Genomic DNA, 21932 nt, shown 5'->3' with positions numbered 1-21932 from the left:
TTGAATTTATTAAGCTGGTGTATCTTTTAATACCCATTCAATGGTTCCTTGATAACTACCGGCTATACCTACGCCAGCTTTCACATTCAAGTAAAATCCTTCACCATTGTCTGACCAATGACTTGACAACTGATTTTCATCGGTTGTGTTTGTTTCACTATAAAGCGGACTAAACGTATCAGTTATGACCGTCTCATTACCTGTCTTTGGTTTGAATGATAATGCATTTATTAATTCAGAAGCATTGGCGGTCAGTTGTTGACTCATCCGTGCATCTAATGTCCATTGACTACGAACCACACGTGTATCAGTTACAATTAAATCACCTGTTTTAGATACTAGACCATAACTTTTATCAATCGGTTTAATCGCTAGATTAGAGCCGAATGATAAACTTTCGGGAACAGCTGCTAAGCTTAATACTCCCGTATAAGCTTCAACAACGTAGCTCACACTTGCTTCCTCACTTTGAACATCATTTGGACTTAGGTAAGTCGCAACTGTGTTAAATGAGTTTTTGACGTTTGTTTCTGCTAAATCTAATTGAATTTTGGCTTCAAATGTCACAGTAGCTGTTTCACCACCTGCTAAACTACCTGCGTTAACACTTAATCTGTTATCTGCCGATAAGCTCGAAGCCGGTAAAACGGTTTCTTCACCTGTTGCATCAGTCAATTTGAGTGTCGCTGGATCAACACGTAATCCTTGCGGAATAGCGTTATTAATGGTTGTATCAGTTACGGTTCCTCGATTGGCTGTATTCGTTGTGTTCAAATGGTATTTAACAGTATCACCGACATTAAATTTCCCTGAATTGTCGGTTAGGTTCTCAACGGTTTGGGTGTTTTTGATAATTGGTTGGGCTGCAACTTGTACGAGTGTATTCGCTGTTTTTTTCAAACTTTCATCACCATCTGCTACCATTGCCTGATTCAGTACCCCTTTGCCGACAGTCTCTTTTGTGACAACTACATCAATAGTAATGACACTTTCTTGATTGACCGCAATTTTTGGAATTGTTAAAGAGACATTGTTAGATATGACATTCAATGTTTGTTCTACACCATCTAAGGTTACTTGAGTGACTGTTAACTCACTCGGAACGATATCATCGACTACGGCTTGAAGCCATTCCAAACTCCCGACATTTCCGACTGTTAACGTATACCTTAACTGATCTCCCACAATGGCTAACGTTGGATCCATTGGTGTTGACTCAACCGGTGGTGCTTTTGTCGTTAAATTGGTCACCGTTTGAGTGAGAGTTGATAATGGAAAGACGTTTAACGTCGTAACCTTCGTTGCTGCTTGAAAAATCGCATCATGCACGGCTGTTTCAGCCACTGGATTTTCATTTCCCACCGTATCTTTCAAAAATATTTGAACGACACCGTCTGCTGGGAATTTAAGCCCCTTAGGCAGACTCAATTTCCACTTGCCATCAGATGCGACTGTCGCACTTGCATCAACGGTTTCACCGTTAATGGTAATTCGTATCGTTGCACCTGCTTCTGCCTCACTCCCACTGATTGAACGATCAACCACTTTGATTGGTTGATCAATTTTGGCCGGTGGCGGTGGAGTAATATCACTAATCGTGGTGCTAGCTGATTCACCAGTATACGGACCACGTGTTGCTACTCCAGAGATTGTTGTCCCTGCTTTATAAAAGCTATCTACTGTATAGCGAGCATAGCCATCTTTATCTGTTATACCTGTGTATGTTTGACCCGCTTCATCGATAAAAGTCACACTGGCTTGTCCCTCAGACGCATACACAGGAATATAGGTCACTTTACCCTCAGCTGTCGGACCATCATTATTTGGTACCTCACCAATTTTCACGCGTGCCGTGATTGTTTTATCAGCATCGGTATTCACTCGTTGGTCAGCAATCTTTTCAGGCCATTCAACCGTTGGGATTTGGTTCATTCCGGCGATTCGACGATAATCTGGTAATTTCACACCAACTAAACTAGCCTCTGATGAGGTCGCAGCTCCATTTGTGCTATAAACCTTGAAATTCGCTACTTTAGCACTCGTTAAATCAGAGGGACCTAATGGATCACTGGTTGTTTTCCATAAATCAATATCTGTATTGGTGAGATTGAATGTCCCTGTTGTGGACAATTCAATCGCACGAGAATTGGCCCCTTTATCATAATTACGAATATCGTATCCAGCTGGATTATCAATAGTCATCGTTGTCGTACTATACATTTTCACTAACGGTTGGCCGGGGCGAACCCCAATAATATATAAGTACGAGCCCGCTTCTGCTGTAAATGTTGGACCACTTACAGTTGCATAAACTGACTCAGCATTCGCTCGACTCGTCAGATTGACAATTGCTCCCTTTTTAGCAGTAAAGGACGAATTTGTATTTTGCATCCTAACCGCATTCCCTGGCATGATGACGTTGAAAATGGCGTTTTCACCGATTGTCATTGCTGCGTAATTCATATACACAGCCGGATAGGTCGTACCGTTTTGTGTCTGTCCGATTTGAATAATCGAGTTTTCGCCAACGGTAAACTCCTTGCTTTCACCTGTATTACCTGCAACGGCTGGAAGATTATAGTAAAATACGGAATAGTTATAAACACTAACATTACCCGTATACTGAGTACCTGGTTCAAAAACAGTTGATCCTGTGTAGACGTTTTCAGCACAAGTGCTAATGTCATTAACTCCATACCAGGTCATTTCACCACCGGTTGCTACAACTATTCGTTGAACTTTACTTCCTTCGGTTTTTATATTACCGAGTCTCATTCGCCATTTACCACCATTAGAAACTGCTATACCAGCATCAAGATACCCCATATCGGCTGCAACGGTACAAGATGCTATAAGATCATGCATATGAAAGTCGTAGATGGCTTTAGATTGGACAATATTTAAGGTAGGCGCGTATGCTGTCAGTTCTAATTTATGTCCATTCCCATTTAGTTCTAACGAACGCGCCGTAAAACTAATCGACCCAGTTGCTTTTAAATCATTCATAAGATTGATTTTAGATACTGTTGCATCTTTCCACGCTACTTGAAATTCAGCCCAGGTTGTTACGTTTACTTCAGTGCCTGCTCGTGCCATTCTTTTCATTGCTTTTTCTGAGGTTGTTTCAGTTGTTTCACGAACTTTCGCTGCCGTTTCTAATTGTTCAGTTGTAATCGTCGTATTTTTTTCAATTGCTTTGTTCGCTTCACTTTGTGCGCTATCTGTTGCGGCAACGTTTGTTGCTGGTGAAGATGCACTTTCTTTCTCTGCTTTTTCACTTGTGTCAAGTATCGACTGTGAATACTCTGGTTGTGTCACTGTTTCAGCAGCCGAAATGCTCGTTTCAAGTGCTGATGGTTGCGACTCTGACACACTAATCGCCAATTCGTTTGAAAGTAAGTCTTGTTGTTCAGTCTTAGTTTTTGCTACTAATTTAACTTGTCCGACTGCTGTTGGTTTGATTGTTACAATTGTTTTTTCATTACGACTATTGAGTGTTAGTTCTCTTTTGTTCTTATCAAACCTGCTGTCTTTAACATCACATTTAACGTAGTCAACACCGACTGGCAACATTATCTTTACTGCTTCTTCACGTTTTGTAGTATCCGTTAAACGGATATCGATTTCTTCGTTCAATGTACCAGTCATTTCATCTACTGCTAGTTCAAGCGTTTGACTATTATCGGCCTGAGCTTTATCAATTACGGTACTAAACGATGAAAAAACCACTATGAAGATGATACTTAAATACGTCATTTTTTTTAACATAAACTGTCTCCTCCATTTGTTTTAACATCATCATTTTGCATAACGTAAGCGATACAAGCTCCTACCAACTAATATAAAACCGCCCAACATCAGAACGAGTGAGTACTGATCGCCTGTCACTGGTAAAATGGTGCTACTTGTTTGTCTGTGTGTTTCTCGTTGTACTTGAGTGTTTACTGGTGTTTCTCCCTCCGAGTCGTTTGAGACTGACTCAGTTTCTGCAGGTTCATTGTCAATAAGTGTATCCTCGTCAACTACATACTCGCCGTAAAAACCAGTGACCACATTTGATTGATAGGCTGCTGCCTGTGCGGTTTGTATAGCGATTATATTTCCACTACAGGTGAGTGCACCAATGATGACAAAAACTAATACGCCTTTTTTCATCAGGTTTCCCTCCTCCAACATCTACCAACAAATGGTAGGACACCACTTACTGGTATATCTGTTACTTATTAATTACTTACAACATCCGAAAGGAGCCATGTCAAAGTTGAACGATATTCAACTGCTGATTTAGGTGTACTACCTGGTACAGCTAGTTGCACAGATGTGTTTTTTTCCACTTCTTTGCTCGTACCATCTGCTTGAACTTCTGTTTTCATTTCATTAGTACCGAAACGATTCAGCCACGTCCCATCTCCTGCTCCTTCAGCTGCAGTCATAACAGTCACCGGTGAGCCTGGTGTTAACTCGATTTCCGCTGCAACAGTAGGAGCTGTAACACCGATTGCGTTTGAAACCGCTTGACTATCATTAATCGTAATTTGTGCCCCTTTTAATTCATTATATTTGGCAGTCGCGTTTGAAAATTGATTGTCTTGTAGCACTTTTAAAGTCCAACCAGTTGAAGACCCACGGTTATCAGTCACTTGAACATAGTTCGGTGTCGTTTTACCCTCTTCTTTGTATGTTTGAGGTGAGGCATAGTAAATTTCATTTTTTGATGATATTTTATTAACACCAAAATCAAGACTTGAGGCAAAATCAATGCTCAATGGCCCTGGTGTTCCTGGGTTGGGTCCATCTGGATTGGTTGGATCAATCGGATCAACCGGATCTGGATTAGTAGGGTCGGTTGGATCGATTGGATTGGTTGGGTCTGTGTTTGGAATAAATTTAACCGCTCCATTTGAAACGTATTTTGCCCCTGTTTCACCTGCTGATACGGTTGTAATTGTTCCTGATGCACCAGCACCGAGTAATGCTGTGATTGCTATGTATTTGCCAAAGTTATTCATTGTCAATTCCCCCTGTGGTTTCTTTTATATTTTTTTTACGTAAAATCAGCCAAATAATAAGCCCTATCAATAATAAGATAATCAGCCCACCGATAATGTAATAAGTTGTATAGCTTTTAACAACCGTGACATCTTTTTCGTTTAAGGCAGTGGCTTCATCATCTGTAATCGTGAAATCTTTGGACCACTTCCACTTATTGTCATAGGATTGAGCGGTCATATTCAACGTGTAATTGCCTGGTTCTAACGTTTTCCCATCGCCTAAAGCGATTGGATATGCAAAATTACTGTTGGGTGCCATTTGCATCATTTCTTTTTTTGATTCGTAAAGTACCTCACTCTTACCTTTTTTAGTGATTTTCGCATCTATTTTCAATTGGTTAACGTAGGTCGGTTCACTATTTTGGATGGTGGCATTAATTACGTTACGGTAGTTTCGTTGTGCAGCCTCGACATCATGTAAATGCAGTTTCGGAGCTACTGCTTTAATGTCTTGACGCATTTGAATACCAACAACATAAGCATAACGATTATCAATGGCCATTCCATTACCTTCAGTTTTTCTAGCTGTTTCATCCACATCTTCTTCAAGTGTGATACCACCAGTTACACTACCTTTAAAGGCCTTCTTTGGTGCCTTTACATCTAATTTCAACGCGTAACTTGAATCTGCTTTAATCGTAATTTTCTTTTCTGTTGTAACTAAATCTTTCATATCGTAAAGTAACGTTTCATCATTTTTTTTCTTAGAAGGACCATATTCAACAACACCACTTGAACTTGTCGTTGTCGCCGCAATCTTCGGTTGAATGGTGACGGCTTTATTGGTGGCATTTTTCAACATAATGGTAAGTTGTTGTGTTTGACCAGGTGTCACTTTAAGATCAAAGTAACCTTTTTTCTGGTCAATTTGATTGCTTGGTTTTTGTGGTTCCACCGCAAAGTTAAACTCAGATGCCGCAACCGGTTGTAGACCACTGCCTAATACAATTAGTAAACTAATCACCATTCCCATTTGTTTTTTTATGTTCATCAATAAAGCCTCCATTTACAATTTAAGTAGGTTAGTTCCCAGGTACATCTGATAATGACCAGGTAAGGACTGCTTGATAGTTAGCTGCTGATTTTGCAATTGCGCCTGGTACCACTAAGCTGACATTTTTATTTTTATTAATGGTTTCGGTTGTTGTGCCATCATCACTCAAAGCAGCGGTATCATCAAATAAGGTTTGACTTGAACCAAAGCGAGTAACCCAAGTTCCTTCACCTCCATTAACCGGTGCAGTGGTAACTACTTCTGCCGAATTAGGTACGAGTGTCACTGAGTCAGTTACTGTCGGTTTAAGGGTATCGGTTGTCGTTGAGGTAGCGGTCATTCCATCTAACGTAATCGCTGCTCCAGGTAGTGTTTTATTTTTAACATTATCTGTCGTTGTGAGGTCGCCCACTTGCTTAACTGATAAAGTCCATCCAGCAGCAGTCCCACGATTATCGGTAACTTGTACATAGTTAGGTTTATTGCTCGTAACACCTTGTTCATTAGTAACTTGTTGTGAGTAAGCATAATAGGTTTCATTCGTTGATGAAATCTTTTGTGTCCCAAAATTCAAACTTGAAGCGAAATCAATACTCAATGGTCCTGCTGTCCCTGGTTCAATGGGCGCCGTTGGATCGATTGGATCAATCGGTGTTACGCCTCCACCACCTGGTTCTTCGGGATCCACTGGTAAGGTTGGTTCATTATTAGGAATGAAATTAATAACAGCATTAGCATCATAAGAACCTTTAACCTCATCTGCTTTAGCTACTGCTGTTCCTCCAATTGCCGATGTTCCTAATAACGCGATAATCATCGTTGCTTTGCCGTACCTCTTTATTGTTGTCATCTTGTCATTCCCCTTTTCTATTTTGTCCTCTAGCGGATAAACACTTCATCACTAGAGGCAAATAACTATTGTTCCGTTGTTATTCTAGGAAAAGTAGTTTAAACAAACTAACTCTTAACTCACCTTTAATACTAAATCAATCCTATTATAAAGAAAAGTTCATAAAAAGGTGTTATGATTACACATATCGTTCCCCCTCTAATTAACAGTTTTAAAATCCCGTCACTATAGGTCAGGAGACAACTAAAATGCATAAATTACTTGATAAAGAAGAGAGAAACACCTTGACTTGCCTTGAGTATTTTTCAAAAGAACGCACATTAAAAACACATAACATCCAATCGATGATGGATGAACTTCAATGGACACGTCGCAGTCTCGTTAAAAACATTGACTTTCTCCAATCTGAAATAACCGCTCAACAATGGGAAAACTATTTAACCTTGCATTTAACCGCCACAACGATTGAAGTCGAACTTTCACATTTATTTTCAATCGATTTTTTTGCCAATCATTACATCATTCAAAGTGTGCCCTTTCAATTTTGCTTAGAAATCTTCAATGGCGACTTTGAAAGCCTTAAAATGTTTACTGAAAAGAACTTTCTATCGAAACCAACAATGTATCGTAAAATTAATGTTCTCAAAAAAGTGCTCGCCGATTTTGAAATTACAGTTGATTTAGCCGATGAACGCCGTTTCATTGGAGAGGAACATCAAATTCGTTACTTTTTTTACTGTCTTTTTTCAGATGCGTATCCTTACACAACCGTCTTTACACATTCACTCGATATTGAACTTCTTAATCCGCTCATGGAAGAACTCATCGTTTTGCATCCGCGGATGACTTATACCAGTGTCTTAAAAATACGAACATTCATTGCCATCACGTTGACACGCATTCAGCAACAACATATTATCGATGCCGCTTCGTCATTGCCGACAGACTGTGATTCGATTATTTTACCGAAGAAAAACATCACCACATGGTTCAGTCCGAGCTTACAAACGTATCACTTAACGACCGATCAGGTTGATAGTGAACTTAACGGGTTACACTTCATGTTATCGACTTTAAATATTTATCCGATGTCTTATTTTGAAACGGCACATGTGCCATCTTTCCTCTATGATTCTGAATTCACACGCAACGCGGAGACACTGTTGATGCATTACTGTGCATTTTTTAGTTTGGCACTTACAACCAATGAATACTCCTATTTACTATCGAATTTAACGGCCATCAATCGACATATGCTACACGTTAAAGGTTCACAACATAATTCACGTATCCAACTAAATCTAGAAATCATTGGGAAATCTCATCCTTATATTTATCAAGCCTGCCTCGCTTTTTATGACTATTTGGAAAAAAAATTAACGATTACCCTCAGTGAACCGATTAAGATTCAATACTTCTTGTTATTGCGTGAATCACTGGATCGCTTATATCCACCACTGACTGTGTGTGTGTTGTCGAAAATAACCGATGCTCAACAAGCTTTTCTCAAAAAAAACATTAAAAAGTTAAGCAGTGTTAAATTAGTTTTCGCACAGTTCCCCGATGCAAATGTCGACTTATATATTGCTGATTTTAAAATTAAGCAGCTTGAAAAACGTTATCCAGAAGCTGATTTTCATTACTGGTCTTCAATCCCTAGCGAATTCGAATGGAATCTACTCACCGAAACATTAAAAGAGTGCTACCACCAAAAAGCTTTTGTACTTCCCTACAGTCAAAAATAAGTAGCAAAAAAGCAACCCCAAAAAGGGTTGCTTTTTTGCTACTTATTTAATTTGTTTCGTATAAACTGTTTCTTCTCCTGTGCTTGTTGTCACAGTTATATTGATTGTGTCACCTTTAATGTTATAGTTCGCGATTGTCGATTGATGTGCTTCTTGATTGTTGACGACTGACTCACGAATCATCCCTTCGTTATTTCCTAACACAAGTGTTAAAGGTACGTCTTGTCCCTTTCGTGTCATTGTTAAGGTCGTAAAATCGACTGCAATGTCAGCCTGTGTTGCCTCATACTCGAGAAACGTTTTTAAAATTGTTTTAGTATCCTTATCTAGGCTACTAACTGGTTTATGATCAACTGACGATTCAGGTGCACTGACACTCGTCGCTGACTCCGTTACTTCCTTTGAACCTGTCGTTTGTACACTCGCATTTGTATCGGCTTCAACACTGTCCGTCGTTGACGAAACGACTGCGACAGTTGCTTCAGAACTCGCTTGTTGCTCATCACTCGTAATTATTTCTGAGCTGCTCGCTACTTCACTGCTCTCGCTACTCGTAGCTTTATCAGTAGACGATGATGAGACGCTTGTGGCTGACTTGCTCGTTTCGTTTTGACAAGCGCTTAAAGTTGCAATACCACCGATGGCCATGCATAAAACCAACCATTTTTTCATACCAATCACTCCACTCTCTCGTTAAATAATCCCACTAAAAAAACAAGGTTCTTCTATTCTTAGAATAACATATCCATTCATGGTAGCGCTCGTGAAAACCTTTTTGAAAGCTCTTAAGGATAACGTTTGGCTTTCCATTCTGGTGTTATAAAATAAGAATCGATGTGATATTCAGGTGTTTTTGTGGTTGCCGTCTCTAAAAACGGCTTCAATTTCTCATCTAAATCAACCCAACCAAGCCAACCGAGATGAATGGTATCTTGCAAATAACAATCAGTATCACGTTTTTTTGTTAAATCAATTACATCAAAGCCTTGCGATGATAATTGATAATTGATTTTTGTCGAAAAATCATCCAGCATTGCTGTCGATAAACCTGTGTAGGCGGCCCATCGTGCATTAACCGGTGTCACTACAAATTGAACATCGACGTGTCGACGCGCAAGTTCCTGTAACACAAGTTGAAAATCGGCATATTCGGGTGACTCTAAATAATCGTACTTAGCCTGTGAACCAGCTAAGGCCTTTAGTTTTCCCGCAATTCTATGTTTGTAAAATGAATTTTTAATCCCAAATTCATTATTGGATGATTTAAGCGTCGCAATTGTTTCCGCCTTTTCCTTAAGTACGTTAACATCGTAATTAGCAGGTAAGACTTTTTCAAACCGACGAAGTTCATTCCAACTATTCGTTGGCATATGCCCCCCAAAAACAGCTTTATTATTACTAATGATACTCGCTTTCATTGACATATATTTCACTTGAAAAGCTGACAGTTCTTTTTGATTGCTTACATCTGTCAAAATACCTGTCAGAATTGCATCAGTTTGTAATGACCCGAACTGCAAAAGACGATTGGCAACATAACTTTTTTCAGTTGCGTCGATTTGATTATTGTTGATAAAATCAATCGCTTGAACGGTTGAAAAATGTTGGTTAAAAGCACCTTTTGAAACACCTTTTTTAACAAACCATTGCGGGGAGATAAAAAAGACCATCTTTTTACGTTCGAGTGTCTCACCCATTGCTTGAAAGGTCAAATAATGCGACAACGATTGTGTGCCCGCTTGTCCAATTAAAAAAGGGGTGTAATTACGATTGTATTTATCGGCTAAGGCTGCCGGATGAAACGCGTCATAGCGCTGTAATTCTGATGAACCGACAAACGGGATGAATTGTTTATCAGCCATTGCTGCCCGGTAAATATCATCATTACGTTTCACTTTTTTCTGTGAGACAACTGCTGCATCATGCAACACGGTTGGCGTAATCTTTTGTTTGAAAACTGGCAGAGTGTAAACCGCAACTAAGAGGAATAACGCGATTATCACTGGACCTAACGCTATAAACAAGCGTTTTTTCATTGATATTCGGCTACCTTGTTAATGATTAAAGCTGGTGTTGACCATTCCTCACGGTCAAATTCTGATACAGGTACGGTAATATCAAGACGACTTTCAATTTCTAAGATTAATTGCACTGTTCCCATTGAATCAAGTAAACCTTCTTCAAATAAATCGAGTGCTTCATTTGCTCGCACGTCACTACTTCCGGTAATTTCTTCTAAAATATCTAAAATTTCTGCTTTGATTGTCATTATATAATCCCCTTTATCATTTTATTTAAAAAACATTGTATCGAGAATACCTGAAAAAATTAAAAAACTGAAACATACGGTATTAAAGGTAATGAAAATCGCCAGGCCATAGGTGAACCAATTGCTTGGTAATTTTTGATTTTTTTTCTTATAGCGAAGCCACGCATCATTAACAATGATGGCAACGCCATGAAAGACACCGTACGCAATATAGTACCACGTCAGGCCGTGCCAAACACCCATTAATAAAAATAAAGCCATGTAACTAATATTAGAAATCACAATCTTACTTTTAAAAACTTTTTTCTTGATTAACGTGAACACCAACCGCATAAAAACGTAGTCGCGGAACCAAGTCGATAAACTCATATGCCAACGGTTCCAGAACTCTTTTATGTTTGGACTCGCAAACGGTTTATTAAAGTTGATGGGAATTTGATAGCCCATTAAATAACTTGTACCGACTGCAAAGAGACTGTACCCGGCAAAATCGAAGAAAAGATATAAGCTATAACTATACATGTAAGCGACCGTATTCAATGAAAAGAAGCCGTTCAGAATCGCGGTTTTTTGCATGTATTCGACCACATACGTGTTTAAGTAGTATGCGATAATGAACTTATACAAACAGCCCATTACCAACATGAAAATCCCTTTATCGAACATCGTTAAATACTTATCACGGGTTGGAGGCACATACAGTTCTTTTTCAAACCGACGATAGCGGTCGATCGGACCAGATGAAATAGTCGGGAAAAATAACATGAATTCTAAAAAGCTCCGTGAACTGAACTTCTTCATTAAACCATCACGAATATCCATCGCCATTTGCACAGCCTTAAATGTTAAGTATGATATTCCTAAAAAGCCAAGCAATGACGAATGAGCGGTTAACAACGGTAGTGTTTTCGAAAGGAGTAATGGCATTAAGCTCAGGAGGATAACACCGTAAAAGACATAGCTGTTGTTCGCTTTTTGGCGATATGTGAAGTAGCCATAAATCAGCAACCATTGCCAAATAACATAACCGATGATGGCAATCCCTTGATGCCAATTGCTACCACCAAAAATAAAGTACAACATCACTAGTGTCACTATATTTTGATACACTAAATAGCGTTTTTCTCGCAATAAGCCAATCATCAAAGGTATCAAAAGGATAAATAATAAAATCAGATACATCGGTCCATTATAGGGGATACTCATTGATTCACCTCATTCATTAGCGCCTTACGGTCGACTTTGCCATTTAATGATAAAGGCAGTTCCTCGACATAGACCCATCGCGTTGGCACCATGTAATCATTGACCAACAACCCGAGTTCATGTTTTAGCTGTTGTGTAAGCTGTGTCACTTTTTCATACGGATGTGTTTTCACAACTACATAGGCGACTAAACTCTGAACTTTTGTACCATTCAGTTTTGCAACGACACTGGCATGTTCAACTAAGGCAAGTTGTTCGATGTTATGATCGATATCTTCTAGTTCAATACGATAACCTTTATATTTCAACTGAAAGTCGCGTCGGCCCTGATAATAAAACAAGCCTTCTTCGCGACGGCCGAGATCGCCCGTACGATACGTGTGTTGACCCTGATATTTAATAAAAGCCTCCGTCGTTTTCTCGCTGTTGTTTAAATAACCACGTGAAACCGCTGGACCACCAATCAACAATTCGCCGACTTCACCATCAGCCACTTCATTTAACTGCTCATCGACAATCACAATCGGAGTATCGACTTTGGCATAACCAATCGGCAAACGGTTTACTTCGTTGAGCAATGTTGGCGTCACCTCAATTTGCGTCACTGCCACTGTGGCTTCTGTAGGACCATATGTATTGAAAATGCGGGCCGTTGGAAAACGTTCCTGCAATTTCTGTGCTGTCTTAACCGTTAATTCTTCACCACAGAAGAAGAAATGTGTTAACTGAGGGTACTGTTCTTGCACAAACTGAGCATCCATTAAACAAATATCCATGAATGATGGGGTTGATACCCAAACGGAGACTTCAAGCGTTGGCAACGTTTCAAACAACAGTTTGAAGTTAGTCGTTGCTGCTTTTGTTAGCGGCATGAGTTGCCCGCCAGTTAATAAGGCTGGGTATAAATGCATCACTGATAGATCAAATGAGTATGGCGCCTGCGCTAAAAAGCGTTGTTGCTGTGGCAGATCAAATGTCGTTTGCATCCAGTTTGTAAAACTTATTAAATTTGATTCGCTAATTTGAACGCCCTTTGGTGCTCCTGTTGTACCTGATGTGAAAATAACATAGACAATCTCATCACCAGTTACGGCTGTTTCAACCGGTAAGGCCTCAAACCTATTCGTTGTGAAACGCTGTAAGTCGTCACAAGTATACAGTGAGCAATTTCGTGTTATTTCCGTTGGAAACGGTGCGGCTGCAATAATTAAGGCTGGCTGTGCGACTGTGATTATTTGTTGCAGTCGTTCAATTGGCGTTTGACTATCCACTGGAATATACGGATGTCCGGCCTTCATCGCACCGATAAAACTCGCAAGCATGTCAAACGACATGCCACCATAAACTAAAATTGGTGCTTGTCTCGTCAATGTTTCGTGCTGATTTAATTGATAAGCCAACGCATCTGACTGTCTTTGCAAGTCCTCATACGAGTAACCTTTATCAGCAATTTTATACACAGGTGCTAGCGGATTCGCTTGTGTCACTTGAGTTAATTGTTTAATAATATTCATTCATGAACGCGCCGTGCGCTTCCCTCCTAATTTAAAATTCATTATAAATAAAGTTACTACCAACATTGTTATCAATATAGATGTAGCTTAATGTTAAGAAAACCGCGAAATAAAACAATGTTTTGAGACTGATACGCAACCATTTGTGCGGTTTACTGTCAGCTGATACTTTCTTCATTGTTTGTCTCCTCCATCCTTCTACTAGGTAATAAGTAATTATAACAAAAAACTATCAACACACTATTTCATTTTAAGCTTGATGAACGGTTGATTTTGATAACGCTGTTCCCTAAAAAACCTAACAACTTAAGTTGTTAGGTTTCAAATTGTAGACAACGTCAGAAAGACTTCTTTTTCATTTGAAACTAACTCAGAAAACTTTGGCTACGGGATGATTAGACTGAATAAAACGACTGTTATATCCTCTAGTTACATCAACTAACAGCTAGCAACTTTCAGATAAATCGCAGCGACGGGAAATAGTCCCTTTCATTTATCTTCCAAGTTGTTTGCTTCTAAATGGTTGCTTTCACTTTTATTTCGCTAGTTGCACCAGCACAATTCTATCAGCGCGGCGCATCACTCAACGTCCAGCCCAGGATACCCTTATAATCGCCAGGTGCTCCTTTTCCACCTGGAACAACCAGTTTAAAGCCACTTCCGGTTGGCTTCCACCGATCAGATAAGACCGTTTCAACCGCTTGATTACTCTCCGTATAAAGTGGCACATCCACAGTCGTCACACGTATCAACTGACCAGCCTCGTTTTCGAAGTGAATTGTATTCGCTAACTCAGCTTGACCCACATGCAGTTGTTGCTTCATTTTAACCGATAGCACCCACTTTGTTTGTTTAATCCGAGTGTCTGTCACAATCAGATCATCTTGATAGCTTTGCATTGAGTATGTTTGATTATGAGCCTTGCTTGTTAAGCCACTCCCAAAATCAAACGATTGTGGTACTGACGTTAAAGCTAGTTTCCCCACGTATTTATTTTCTACATAAGCGAACAGTGGATCGAGGGATTGACCTACAGCATTATCTCCCGTGGCCCGTGCCTTGTTAGTAATCATTTCAGTTGGTGGAATCTGCGAAACACGTACGCTTAATTTGAGTTGTTTTTGTTCGCCAGCTTTTAATTGACCCACCGACCAACGAATCGTCTGTCCTTCGACAGTCGTTGGTTCATCACTCTTAACAAAGGTTAAGAACGACGGCAAATCATCCTCAACCATCACATCTTCCCAACGACCGCTGTCCTTTGGTAAGCTCGCCGTTAGCGTGTACTCGATGACATCTTGATAGCCTACCTGTAGACGATTAGTCGTTTTCGTTAATTGTGGCCGTGGTGCGCGATAATTGAGGAGATTCACCACAGTTGGCCCCTCGGATTGGTCATCTTTAATCGTAAATTGATGGGTTGTTCCATCTATCAGATAGCCAGGAGCTGCCTTTGTTTCTGTCAGTGAATATTCACCAGGCAGAAGGTTTTCCAGCCTAATATTTCCTTGTTTATCGGTCAATAACTCTTTTTCTAATACAGTTCCCGCAGCATTGTTCATGCGATAAGTAACACCCGCGATTCCCTGTTTAGAATCGCCATCTTTTTTGTGCACCTGTAATTGTCCCGTACGAATAAAGGTCGAATTCGTATCGTGCGGCATTTCATATTCAGCCTGATAACGTGCTTTATTGATGATTTCACCAGTTGTTTTCACTGTCGCATCAAATTGAATATCAAACGTTTCACCAGGTTGTACCGTCCCTAAAGAAATTTGTCCGTTATTCCATTGAGCATCACTCATTGCTTTACCGTTAATCGTTAAGCTTCCTCCGTTATATTGCAAGCGCTCGTCCAGTTCATCGCTCACAAGCGCATTTAAAGATTCAAATCGATTCGTAATACTGTTCGATACTTGCACACGGTAACGGACCTTATCTCCCACTGAGACAGCCTCTGCTTCAGCAAACAAACCTCCTGTCGTCAAATTTTTCACGGACTTATTAAGTGCTACCTTATTTTGATCGGGTAGTTGGATAATCGAGGCCGAGTGAAAGTTAGTGTATGAGCCAGTTGACCCTGTAAAGCCCCAATACGCCATCGTTCCTCCGAACGTTTTCTCCACATCATCTACCTTATAATGAATTGGTGTGTAATTATCAAAATAATAGCTAATCATCTGTGTCGTTGCATTCCATTCAACCTGTAAGGTCCGCCACGTATCATTTGCTAATATTTGTTCGTTTGCTGTCGCAATTTGCAAGCCCATGTGGTCCGCTTCAGTACTGCCATTTTTATTGCCAGGTATTTGCACAGCAATATGCCCGCGATTCTCGGCTTTTTTATTAACAAAGCGATCGGAACCGGCCGAACTGCTTGAATTATAAAACGTATCGAACTCTAAAGCGACGGCATTTTTAATATAATTTCCCTTTTTAGTATTGTAGGCACCAAGACCTGCTCCTGGTTCACCAATGGCTTCTAAACCACGCGAGTCATTTTGAATCACAAAGGTCATACCATCGGCACCTTTAGGATTATCACCTAAATAAACAGACATTTTCAAATCAAAGTCTTTCGTCATATCCACCTGTTTTTTATACCACATCCCACCTGATTGGCTTTTTTTATTCTCGGTAATGATTGCCTGTGATTTGTTCGTTGGATGAATTGAACTATTTTTGCCCGTCACAATATGAAATGAACGTGCAACATCCAATTCCGAAAACGGTGGATTGTTCTCATTATTAAATAAGGCAGGTGGCATCACTCGCGATTGCTTTTCTTCAAACTTAACTTTCGACGCTGTCTTTGATTCACTTGCTTGCGATGAGGAAGTTGTCACTTCGCTTTCTTTTGGCAAGGAAACCGGTACCTCACTTGCATGAGGTAGAGCGCTTGTTGTGGTGCTTGCAATAGTAGACGTTAATGCACCCTCAGCGACTGTCACCTTATCACTCACTTTTTTTTCAGCAATATTAACCATCACTTGATTCGATGTCTTATTTCCAGTTGCATGCGATACAGTCGCCTGTATCGGATAATCGCCCGCTTGTATCGCGATGAGCGAGATGCTATTGTCTGATTCTAATTCTTTCAACGTAACGACATTCGTCGTTTCATCAACCGTCAACTTATCGATTTGAGACTCTTTTTCAACGACCTGTAGGCCTTCTGGCAACCTAAATTGAAGTTCCTTAATCGCTGGATTTGTCACTTTAATTTGCAATTGTACTGGTTCATCGATAAGAATCTTTTGTTTCGTTAACTGCAGCATCACTTCTGTTGTCATATCGGCTTCTGTTCGGTCACTACGAATTAAAAAAGTCGTGACACTTAACATAAGTACGAGTATTATTACGAGGACTTTTTTCACAATTATCGCGTGCTCCTTCCGGGTTCATTTAGAAAAAGAGCCACAGAATTGACTTTCCATGACTCTCAGACAGTTACGACTAACAGCCTTAAACAACTTATATATCAGCACCATTTGTTGGCACTTCTGCTAGTGTCCAGTTTAACTGTGAGCGATATTCAGCTTCTGTTTTTAACGATTTACCTGGCACAGATAAAGTGACCGCCGTATTACGCATCACCTTGATTTCCGATGGTTCAGCCCCTCCTTCACCCGGTACTAAATCGCTCCCTTCTTGTAACGTTTTTTCTGAGTTACCAAAGTGTGCCGTCCATAACCCTGCTCCTTCACCCTCGTTCGCTGCCATTACAGGCACTGCTTCTTCGGGTTGTAACACGACTGTTTTGGCAACCTGAGACGGTGCTGCTAACTCTGAACCAGTGATTGTTTTAACCTCACTTTGCTCTAAAGTAATGACCGCACCTTGCAATTGCTTGCCTGCCGTGGAAGTCAGTTGTTTTGCCTGTGTTACCGTTAATGTCCAGCCAACTTCAGTTCCACGATTATCGGTAATCTGAACGTAGTTCGGACGATACTGTTGCTCGCCTGCCACCGTAATTGCTTGAGCATAGGCATTATATACGGCATCCTTCGTTGTGATTTTAGTAGTTCCGAATTGTAAACTTGAGGCAAAATCAATACTCAGTGGACCTGGTGTTCCTGGATTGGGACCCTCGGGATCTGTTGGGTCAATTGGATCAACCGGTGTCCCTGGATCCGGATTTTCTGGATCAACTGGTAAAGTTGGGTCGGTGCTCTGGATGAAATTGACCACTGCATTTGACTGATAATCTTGCGTTTCTGCCGCCTCAGCTGTCATAATAGTACCTGTCACCACCGCTGTTATTAACGTAGTAATTGCGATTCTTTTACCAAACATTTGTAAATTTGTCATTTATATCGCTCCCTTTTTTCGCTATTTTTGTTACTTCATGTTATCATTCGCTGATTTCGTTGCGCTTGTTCGATTATTTGAATACCCCTAGTCAAACTCGCTATGATAAGCAGGTCGGCTGTAAATAATAATCCCGTCTGTGTATCGCCTGTCATCGGTAAATGACTAGGCAGCTCCATGGATGACGCATTCGGTTGCGCTGTACTTTGTCCCGTCGGCTCAGAAAAAACATACTTCCCATAAAAACCTGTTACCACCTGTGACTGATAACTAGTATCGACTGAGGCAACTACCGCATTAACCTGTCCACAAAGGCTTATCATCACTATGAGAATAACGCTGTTAATTATGCGCATCTTTAGTCCTCCCTTTACGCTCGTTAGTCATTGCTGTTAACTTCCGCTAGTACCCAAGTCAAGCGTGAACGATATTCCACTGCTGACTTGGGCGTACTTCCCGGCACCGCCAATTGCACAGATGTGTTTTTAGTAACTTGTTTTACTGAACCATCCGCTTGTTTTTCTGCGACTTGTTCAAGTTTCCCAAAGCGACTAATCCACGTGCCGTCACCAGCTCCTTTCGTCGCAGCCATTACCGGCACCGCCTCCCCTGGTTGAAGAGTGACTTTCTTAGAAACAGTCGGCGCTTCAACCGCGACTGTATTCGAAACCGCCTCACTATCTTTAATTGTGATAACAGCCCCTTTTAACTCATTGTATCTGGCATCATCATTTTTGAATTGTGTGTCTTGCTTCACATGTAACTGCCATCCTGCCGATAAGCCGCGATTATCGGATATTTGCACATAGTTTGGTGTTTCTTTCCCAGCTACTTGATAACGTTGCGGATTTGCATAATACAGTGCATCAACTGATGAAATTTGATTCACGCCAAAGTCAAAACTAGAGGCAAAATCAATACTTAAAGGACCTGGTGTCCCTGGATTAGGACCTTCTGGATCCGTTGGGTCAATCGGATCAACTGGCTCAGTCGGATCGGTTGGATCAACCGGATCGACGGGATCAGTATTTGGTATAAATCGAACCGCTCCATTACTTTGGTAATTTGCTCCTGTTTCAGCAGCCTTGACTTCGGCCGTATTTACAAGTAATCCCATTGTACCTAAACCAACTAAACTTGTGACTATCAAACACTTCTTATCATTTTTCATCATTACTTCCTCCTCTGTTTTGTTGACGCTTCTTCCTTAAATAAAGCCATAAACCAATTAAAAACAACGCGACGCTAATCCCACCGCTATAAAACCAAAAATAACTGTTCTGAACAGTCACGTCCGTATCGTTATACTCTTTTGCCTTAGCACTTGTAATTGTGAAATCTTTTTGCCACTGCCATTTCTCTTTAAACGATGAAGCTGTCATTTTCAAAGTGTAGTCACCCGCTTGTAATCGTTCCCCTTCACCTAAGGCAATTGGATAATCAAAGTTCGTATTAGGCGCCATCTGCATCATCGTAGTACTGCTTTCATACAATACCTTTGTTTGGCCTTTTCGCGTTACTTGCCCCTCGACTTGCAGTTGATTCACAAAGGTCGACGTCTTATTTTGAATCGTAGCTGCGACAATATTACGATAATTACGCTGACTCGCAAACACCTTTTTCAATTCAAGTTGCGGTGTGATTTTTTCGGTTGATTGACGTAGTTCGAATCCGACAACATAGGCATAACGATTATCGATTGCCATCCCACCATCACCCGTTGATGCCTTCGTCTCCGGTCGTTCTTCAGTCAACGTCAATCCGGCCACAACAGTACCACTAAATTTTTCATCTGGGATTGCCACCTCGATGGGCAACAGATAAGTCGAATCTGCTGCTATCGTAATTTCACGTGGCACTGTTAGCCATTTCGTTACATCATAAGGCATCGTGGCATCACGCTTCTTTTTACTCGGACTATAATCAACAACTCCGCTGTTATTGGTCGTCGCACTCGCAATTTTCGGACGAATCGTAACCGCTTTATTCGTTGAATTCGTCAATTTCACCTTTAATTGTTGCGTTTGTCCTGATGATACTAATAAATCAAAATAACCTTTTTTAGCATCCTTTTGATTGGCCGGTTTTTCAATTTCGACTGCAAAATTGAAAGAACTCGCACCCACTTGCCTGTAACACAACAACAAGATCACAAGACTCACTAAAAAAAGCCATCCACTCAGTCTTTTAAAAATCATTCATTAACAACACCTTCACTTGGTTTAATATATTCCATCCAAGCCTCCCTCCTCTTTAACTGCAAGCATAAACGATTACTTCTTAGTCGCAAACTAATCATTTATTACTGGCTAAAACAAATATACCCCGTATTAAGTAACCATCCTATTCACATAAATGCTGTCAAAAAGACCATATATTGAACACATCATTGACGAGTACCCTTTAATATCTATGCTAGGAAGGAGTGTTGACATGCATAAATTACTTGATAACCATGATAAAAACAGCTTATTCTGTTTGCGCTATTTTTCCGAAAAAAAATCGCTATCAAAAATAACGATTCAAGACATGCTCAACGATTTGCAATGGGAGCGACGTAAACTATTAAAAATACTTGCTGACTTGTCTGAAACGAGTAAACAAAACAACTGGGAAACTTACCTGACCTTTAAATATGTCAACAATGAACTACATATCGAGCTTTCAGATGCATTTTCTCTTGATTTTTTCTTAGCCTATTATTTAAAAAATAATGTTCTTTTCCAATTCTTAATCGAGTTATTCAATGATGATTTTATTGATTTACAAAAGTTTACCGAAGAACGTTTTTTAGCAAAAGGGACTTTTTATCGTAAAATGAAACGCTTAAAAATACTGTTAGCTGATTTCAACTTACACATTGATTTAACAAAAAAAGAACGAATTATCGGTGAAGAACACCAAATCCGCTACTTTTTTCACTGTCTTTTCACTGAAGGTTATCATTTTTCGCTTGCGTTCGCACATAAAGTTGAACATGCCCCCATTAATGCTGTGCTAGCCTTTATAAAGAAGATCCATCCCGAACTCCCCTATTCTTTTTCCCTTAAGTTACGCTCTTATCTCGCCGTCACTTTAACACGTATTACGCAAGGGTTTTATGTGCCTCTGCAAGAAGATTATCCGCACGCCTTCTCAACTACAGTTGCGACAGATATTTTAACTCAGATTCAAACGTTATTATTAACAAACCTTTCGCCAAAACAACTGCGGGCCGAAACAAATTTCTTTTATATGAGCTTGCTCGCCAACAATACCTATCCCTTAGATTACATCAAACGCGAAAAATTACCTGTACAGCTTTTTTTAGAACATGTTTCCCAACAAACCAAACGTTTTATCAACCTATATGCCCGCTTTTTTAAACAGCCGTTAGCTGCCACTGAGTATTTTTACTTACTGATAAACTTAACCGCAATCGATACCCATACGAGGCTATTCAAGGGTTCTACTAATCATTTTCGCATGGATTTCAATGTCAGTCTGTTAAAAAAAAACTATCCCTTACTTTATAGTATGTGCGATAACTTTTATAACTTTTTACAAAAAGAAAACAGTCGTACCTTGTCTGATACGATGAAAATTAACTATTTCTTCTTACTACGAGAATTAATCGATACGACTGAACGATCCGTTAATATCTGTTTGTTATCCAAAGTGAACAGCCTCCAATATGCCACTTTAAAGAAAAAAATCCAACGCTTATCACAGGTTGATTTGAGCTTTATTAATCATCCGTCTGCCGAAGTTGATTTTTATATCGCGGATTTCAAACTAAGTGCGTTAGAAGATGCCTATCCTGACGCTGTCTTTCACTACTGGCCTTCATTGCCCGATGAAGCCGAACAGTTTCGTTTAGTGCAACGACTCAACCAACTCTACCGTCAGCCCACTCAAAGGCCTCGTGCAAAAAAAACGACAACCTAATATTAGGTTGTCGTAGATTGTAGACAAAGTCTAAACAGACTTCATTTTCTTTAAAATTCTATTAC

18 protein-coding genes are annotated in these 21932 nt (G+C 40.1%); 2 read left to right on the top strand and 16 right to left on the bottom strand.

Going from position 1 to position 21932, the window contains the following annotated elements; translation table 11 throughout:
* Positions 1 to 9: 9 nt before the first annotated feature.
* The 5 genes from ACJYYY_RS01840 to ACJYYY_RS01820 all read right to left on the bottom strand — a co-directional run bounded on the left by ACJYYY_RS01840 (position 10) and on the right by ACJYYY_RS01820 (position 6895).
* Positions 10 to 3768 (bottom strand): pectate lyase-like adhesive domain-containing protein, encoded by a 3759-nt coding sequence (locus ACJYYY_RS01840; RefSeq protein ID WP_408869033.1) that lies wholly within the window; start codon positions 3766 to 3768, stop codon positions 10 to 12.
* A 30-nt stretch (positions 3769 to 3798) separates the two neighbouring features.
* Entirely contained in the window at positions 3799 to 4155 is a 357-nt protein-coding gene (locus tag ACJYYY_RS01835; RefSeq protein ID WP_035314564.1) for a hypothetical protein, read from the bottom strand.
* A 68-nt stretch (positions 4156 to 4223) separates the two neighbouring features.
* Positions 4224 to 5009, bottom strand: coding sequence for a WxL domain-containing protein (locus ACJYYY_RS01830; RefSeq protein ID WP_035314566.1), 786 nt, complete (start codon positions 5007 to 5009; stop codon positions 4224 to 4226).
* Positions 5002 to 6042 (bottom strand): DUF916 and DUF3324 domain-containing protein, encoded by a 1041-nt coding sequence (locus tag ACJYYY_RS01825; RefSeq protein ID WP_408869032.1) that lies wholly within the window; start codon positions 6040 to 6042, stop codon positions 5002 to 5004. Before ACJYYY_RS01825 ends, ACJYYY_RS01830 begins: the two co-directional genes overlap by 8 nt.
* A gap of 31 nt (positions 6043 to 6073) precedes the next feature.
* Positions 6074 to 6895: a WxL domain-containing protein gene (locus tag ACJYYY_RS01820; protein ID WP_035314567.1), complete on the bottom strand. Its 822-nt coding sequence runs from the start codon at positions 6893 to 6895 to the stop codon at positions 6074 to 6076.
* Between the two features lie 248 nt (positions 6896 to 7143).
* Here ACJYYY_RS01820 and ACJYYY_RS01815 point away from each other — a divergent pair, with 248 nt between their 5' ends.
* Positions 7144 to 8640 (top strand): helix-turn-helix domain-containing protein, encoded by a 1497-nt coding sequence (locus ACJYYY_RS01815; RefSeq protein ID WP_408869031.1) that lies wholly within the window; start codon positions 7144 to 7146, stop codon positions 8638 to 8640.
* A 42-nt stretch (positions 8641 to 8682) separates the two neighbouring features.
* Here ACJYYY_RS01815 and ACJYYY_RS01810 read toward each other — a convergent pair whose 3' ends face one another.
* From ACJYYY_RS01810 to ACJYYY_RS01760, 11 genes are all read right to left on the bottom strand, one after another.
* Positions 8683 to 9312 carry a hypothetical protein gene (locus ACJYYY_RS01810; RefSeq protein WP_035314572.1) on the bottom strand — a complete coding sequence of 210 codons (630 nt, stop codon included), beginning with the start codon at positions 9310 to 9312 and terminating at the stop codon, positions 8683 to 8685.
* Positions 9313 to 9425: 113 nt separating this feature from the next.
* Entirely contained in the window at positions 9426 to 10676 is a 1251-nt protein-coding gene (dltD, locus tag ACJYYY_RS01805) for a D-alanyl-lipoteichoic acid biosynthesis protein DltD (protein ID WP_035314574.1), read from the bottom strand.
* A complete protein-coding gene (dltC, locus tag ACJYYY_RS01800) occupies positions 10673 to 10909 on the bottom strand; it encodes a D-alanine--poly(phosphoribitol) ligase subunit DltC (RefSeq protein WP_035314577.1) in 237 nt (78 codons plus the stop codon). Before dltC ends, dltD begins: the two co-directional genes overlap by 4 nt.
* Before the next feature lie 21 nt (positions 10910 to 10930).
* Positions 10931 to 12115: a D-alanyl-lipoteichoic acid biosynthesis protein DltB gene (gene dltB / locus ACJYYY_RS01795; RefSeq protein WP_035314578.1), complete on the bottom strand. Its 1185-nt coding sequence runs from the start codon at positions 12113 to 12115 to the stop codon at positions 10931 to 10933.
* Positions 12112 to 13629 carry a D-alanine--poly(phosphoribitol) ligase subunit DltA gene (gene dltA, locus ACJYYY_RS01790; RefSeq protein WP_035314580.1) on the bottom strand — a complete coding sequence of 506 codons (1518 nt, stop codon included), beginning with the start codon at positions 13627 to 13629 and terminating at the stop codon, positions 12112 to 12114. The genes dltB and dltA overlap by 4 nt, the downstream gene beginning before the upstream one ends.
* Before the next feature lie 31 nt (positions 13630 to 13660).
* The gene (locus ACJYYY_RS01785) at positions 13661 to 13807 is read right to left on the bottom strand and encodes a teichoic acid D-Ala incorporation-associated protein DltX (protein ID WP_084038628.1); all 147 of its coding nucleotides are present in this window, start codon (positions 13805 to 13807) and stop codon (positions 13661 to 13663) included.
* Between the two features lie 388 nt (positions 13808 to 14195).
* Positions 14196 to 17006, bottom strand: a complete 2811-nt coding sequence (locus ACJYYY_RS01780) for a lectin-like domain-containing protein (RefSeq protein ID WP_035314581.1) — start codon at positions 17004 to 17006, stop codon at positions 14196 to 14198.
* A 97-nt stretch (positions 17007 to 17103) separates the two neighbouring features.
* Positions 17104 to 17940, bottom strand: a complete 837-nt coding sequence (locus tag ACJYYY_RS01775) for a WxL domain-containing protein (protein ID WP_035314583.1) — start codon at positions 17938 to 17940, stop codon at positions 17104 to 17106.
* A gap of 35 nt (positions 17941 to 17975) precedes the next feature.
* Positions 17976 to 18296 (bottom strand): hypothetical protein, encoded by a 321-nt coding sequence (locus ACJYYY_RS01770; RefSeq protein WP_035314585.1) that lies wholly within the window; start codon positions 18294 to 18296, stop codon positions 17976 to 17978.
* Positions 18297 to 18319: 23 nt separating this feature from the next.
* Positions 18320 to 19111, bottom strand: coding sequence for a WxL domain-containing protein (locus ACJYYY_RS01765; RefSeq protein WP_035314586.1), 792 nt, complete (start codon positions 19109 to 19111; stop codon positions 18320 to 18322).
* Entirely contained in the window at positions 19101 to 20138 is a 1038-nt protein-coding gene (locus tag ACJYYY_RS01760) for a DUF916 and DUF3324 domain-containing protein (RefSeq protein WP_408869030.1), read from the bottom strand. Before ACJYYY_RS01760 ends, ACJYYY_RS01765 begins: the two co-directional genes overlap by 11 nt.
* 235 nt (positions 20139 to 20373) lie before the next feature.
* Here ACJYYY_RS01760 and ACJYYY_RS01755 point away from each other — a divergent pair, with 235 nt between their 5' ends.
* The gene (locus ACJYYY_RS01755; RefSeq protein ID WP_035314590.1) at positions 20374 to 21867 is read left to right on the top strand and encodes a helix-turn-helix domain-containing protein; all 1494 of its coding nucleotides are present in this window, start codon (positions 20374 to 20376) and stop codon (positions 21865 to 21867) included.
* Positions 21868 to 21932: the final 65 nt, after the last annotated feature.

The organism is Brochothrix campestris (genome assembly GCF_046058945.1).
Lineage (GTDB): Bacteria > Bacillota > Bacilli > Lactobacillales > Listeriaceae > Brochothrix > Brochothrix campestris.
This window is presented reverse-complemented; position numbering and strand designations above follow the sequence as displayed.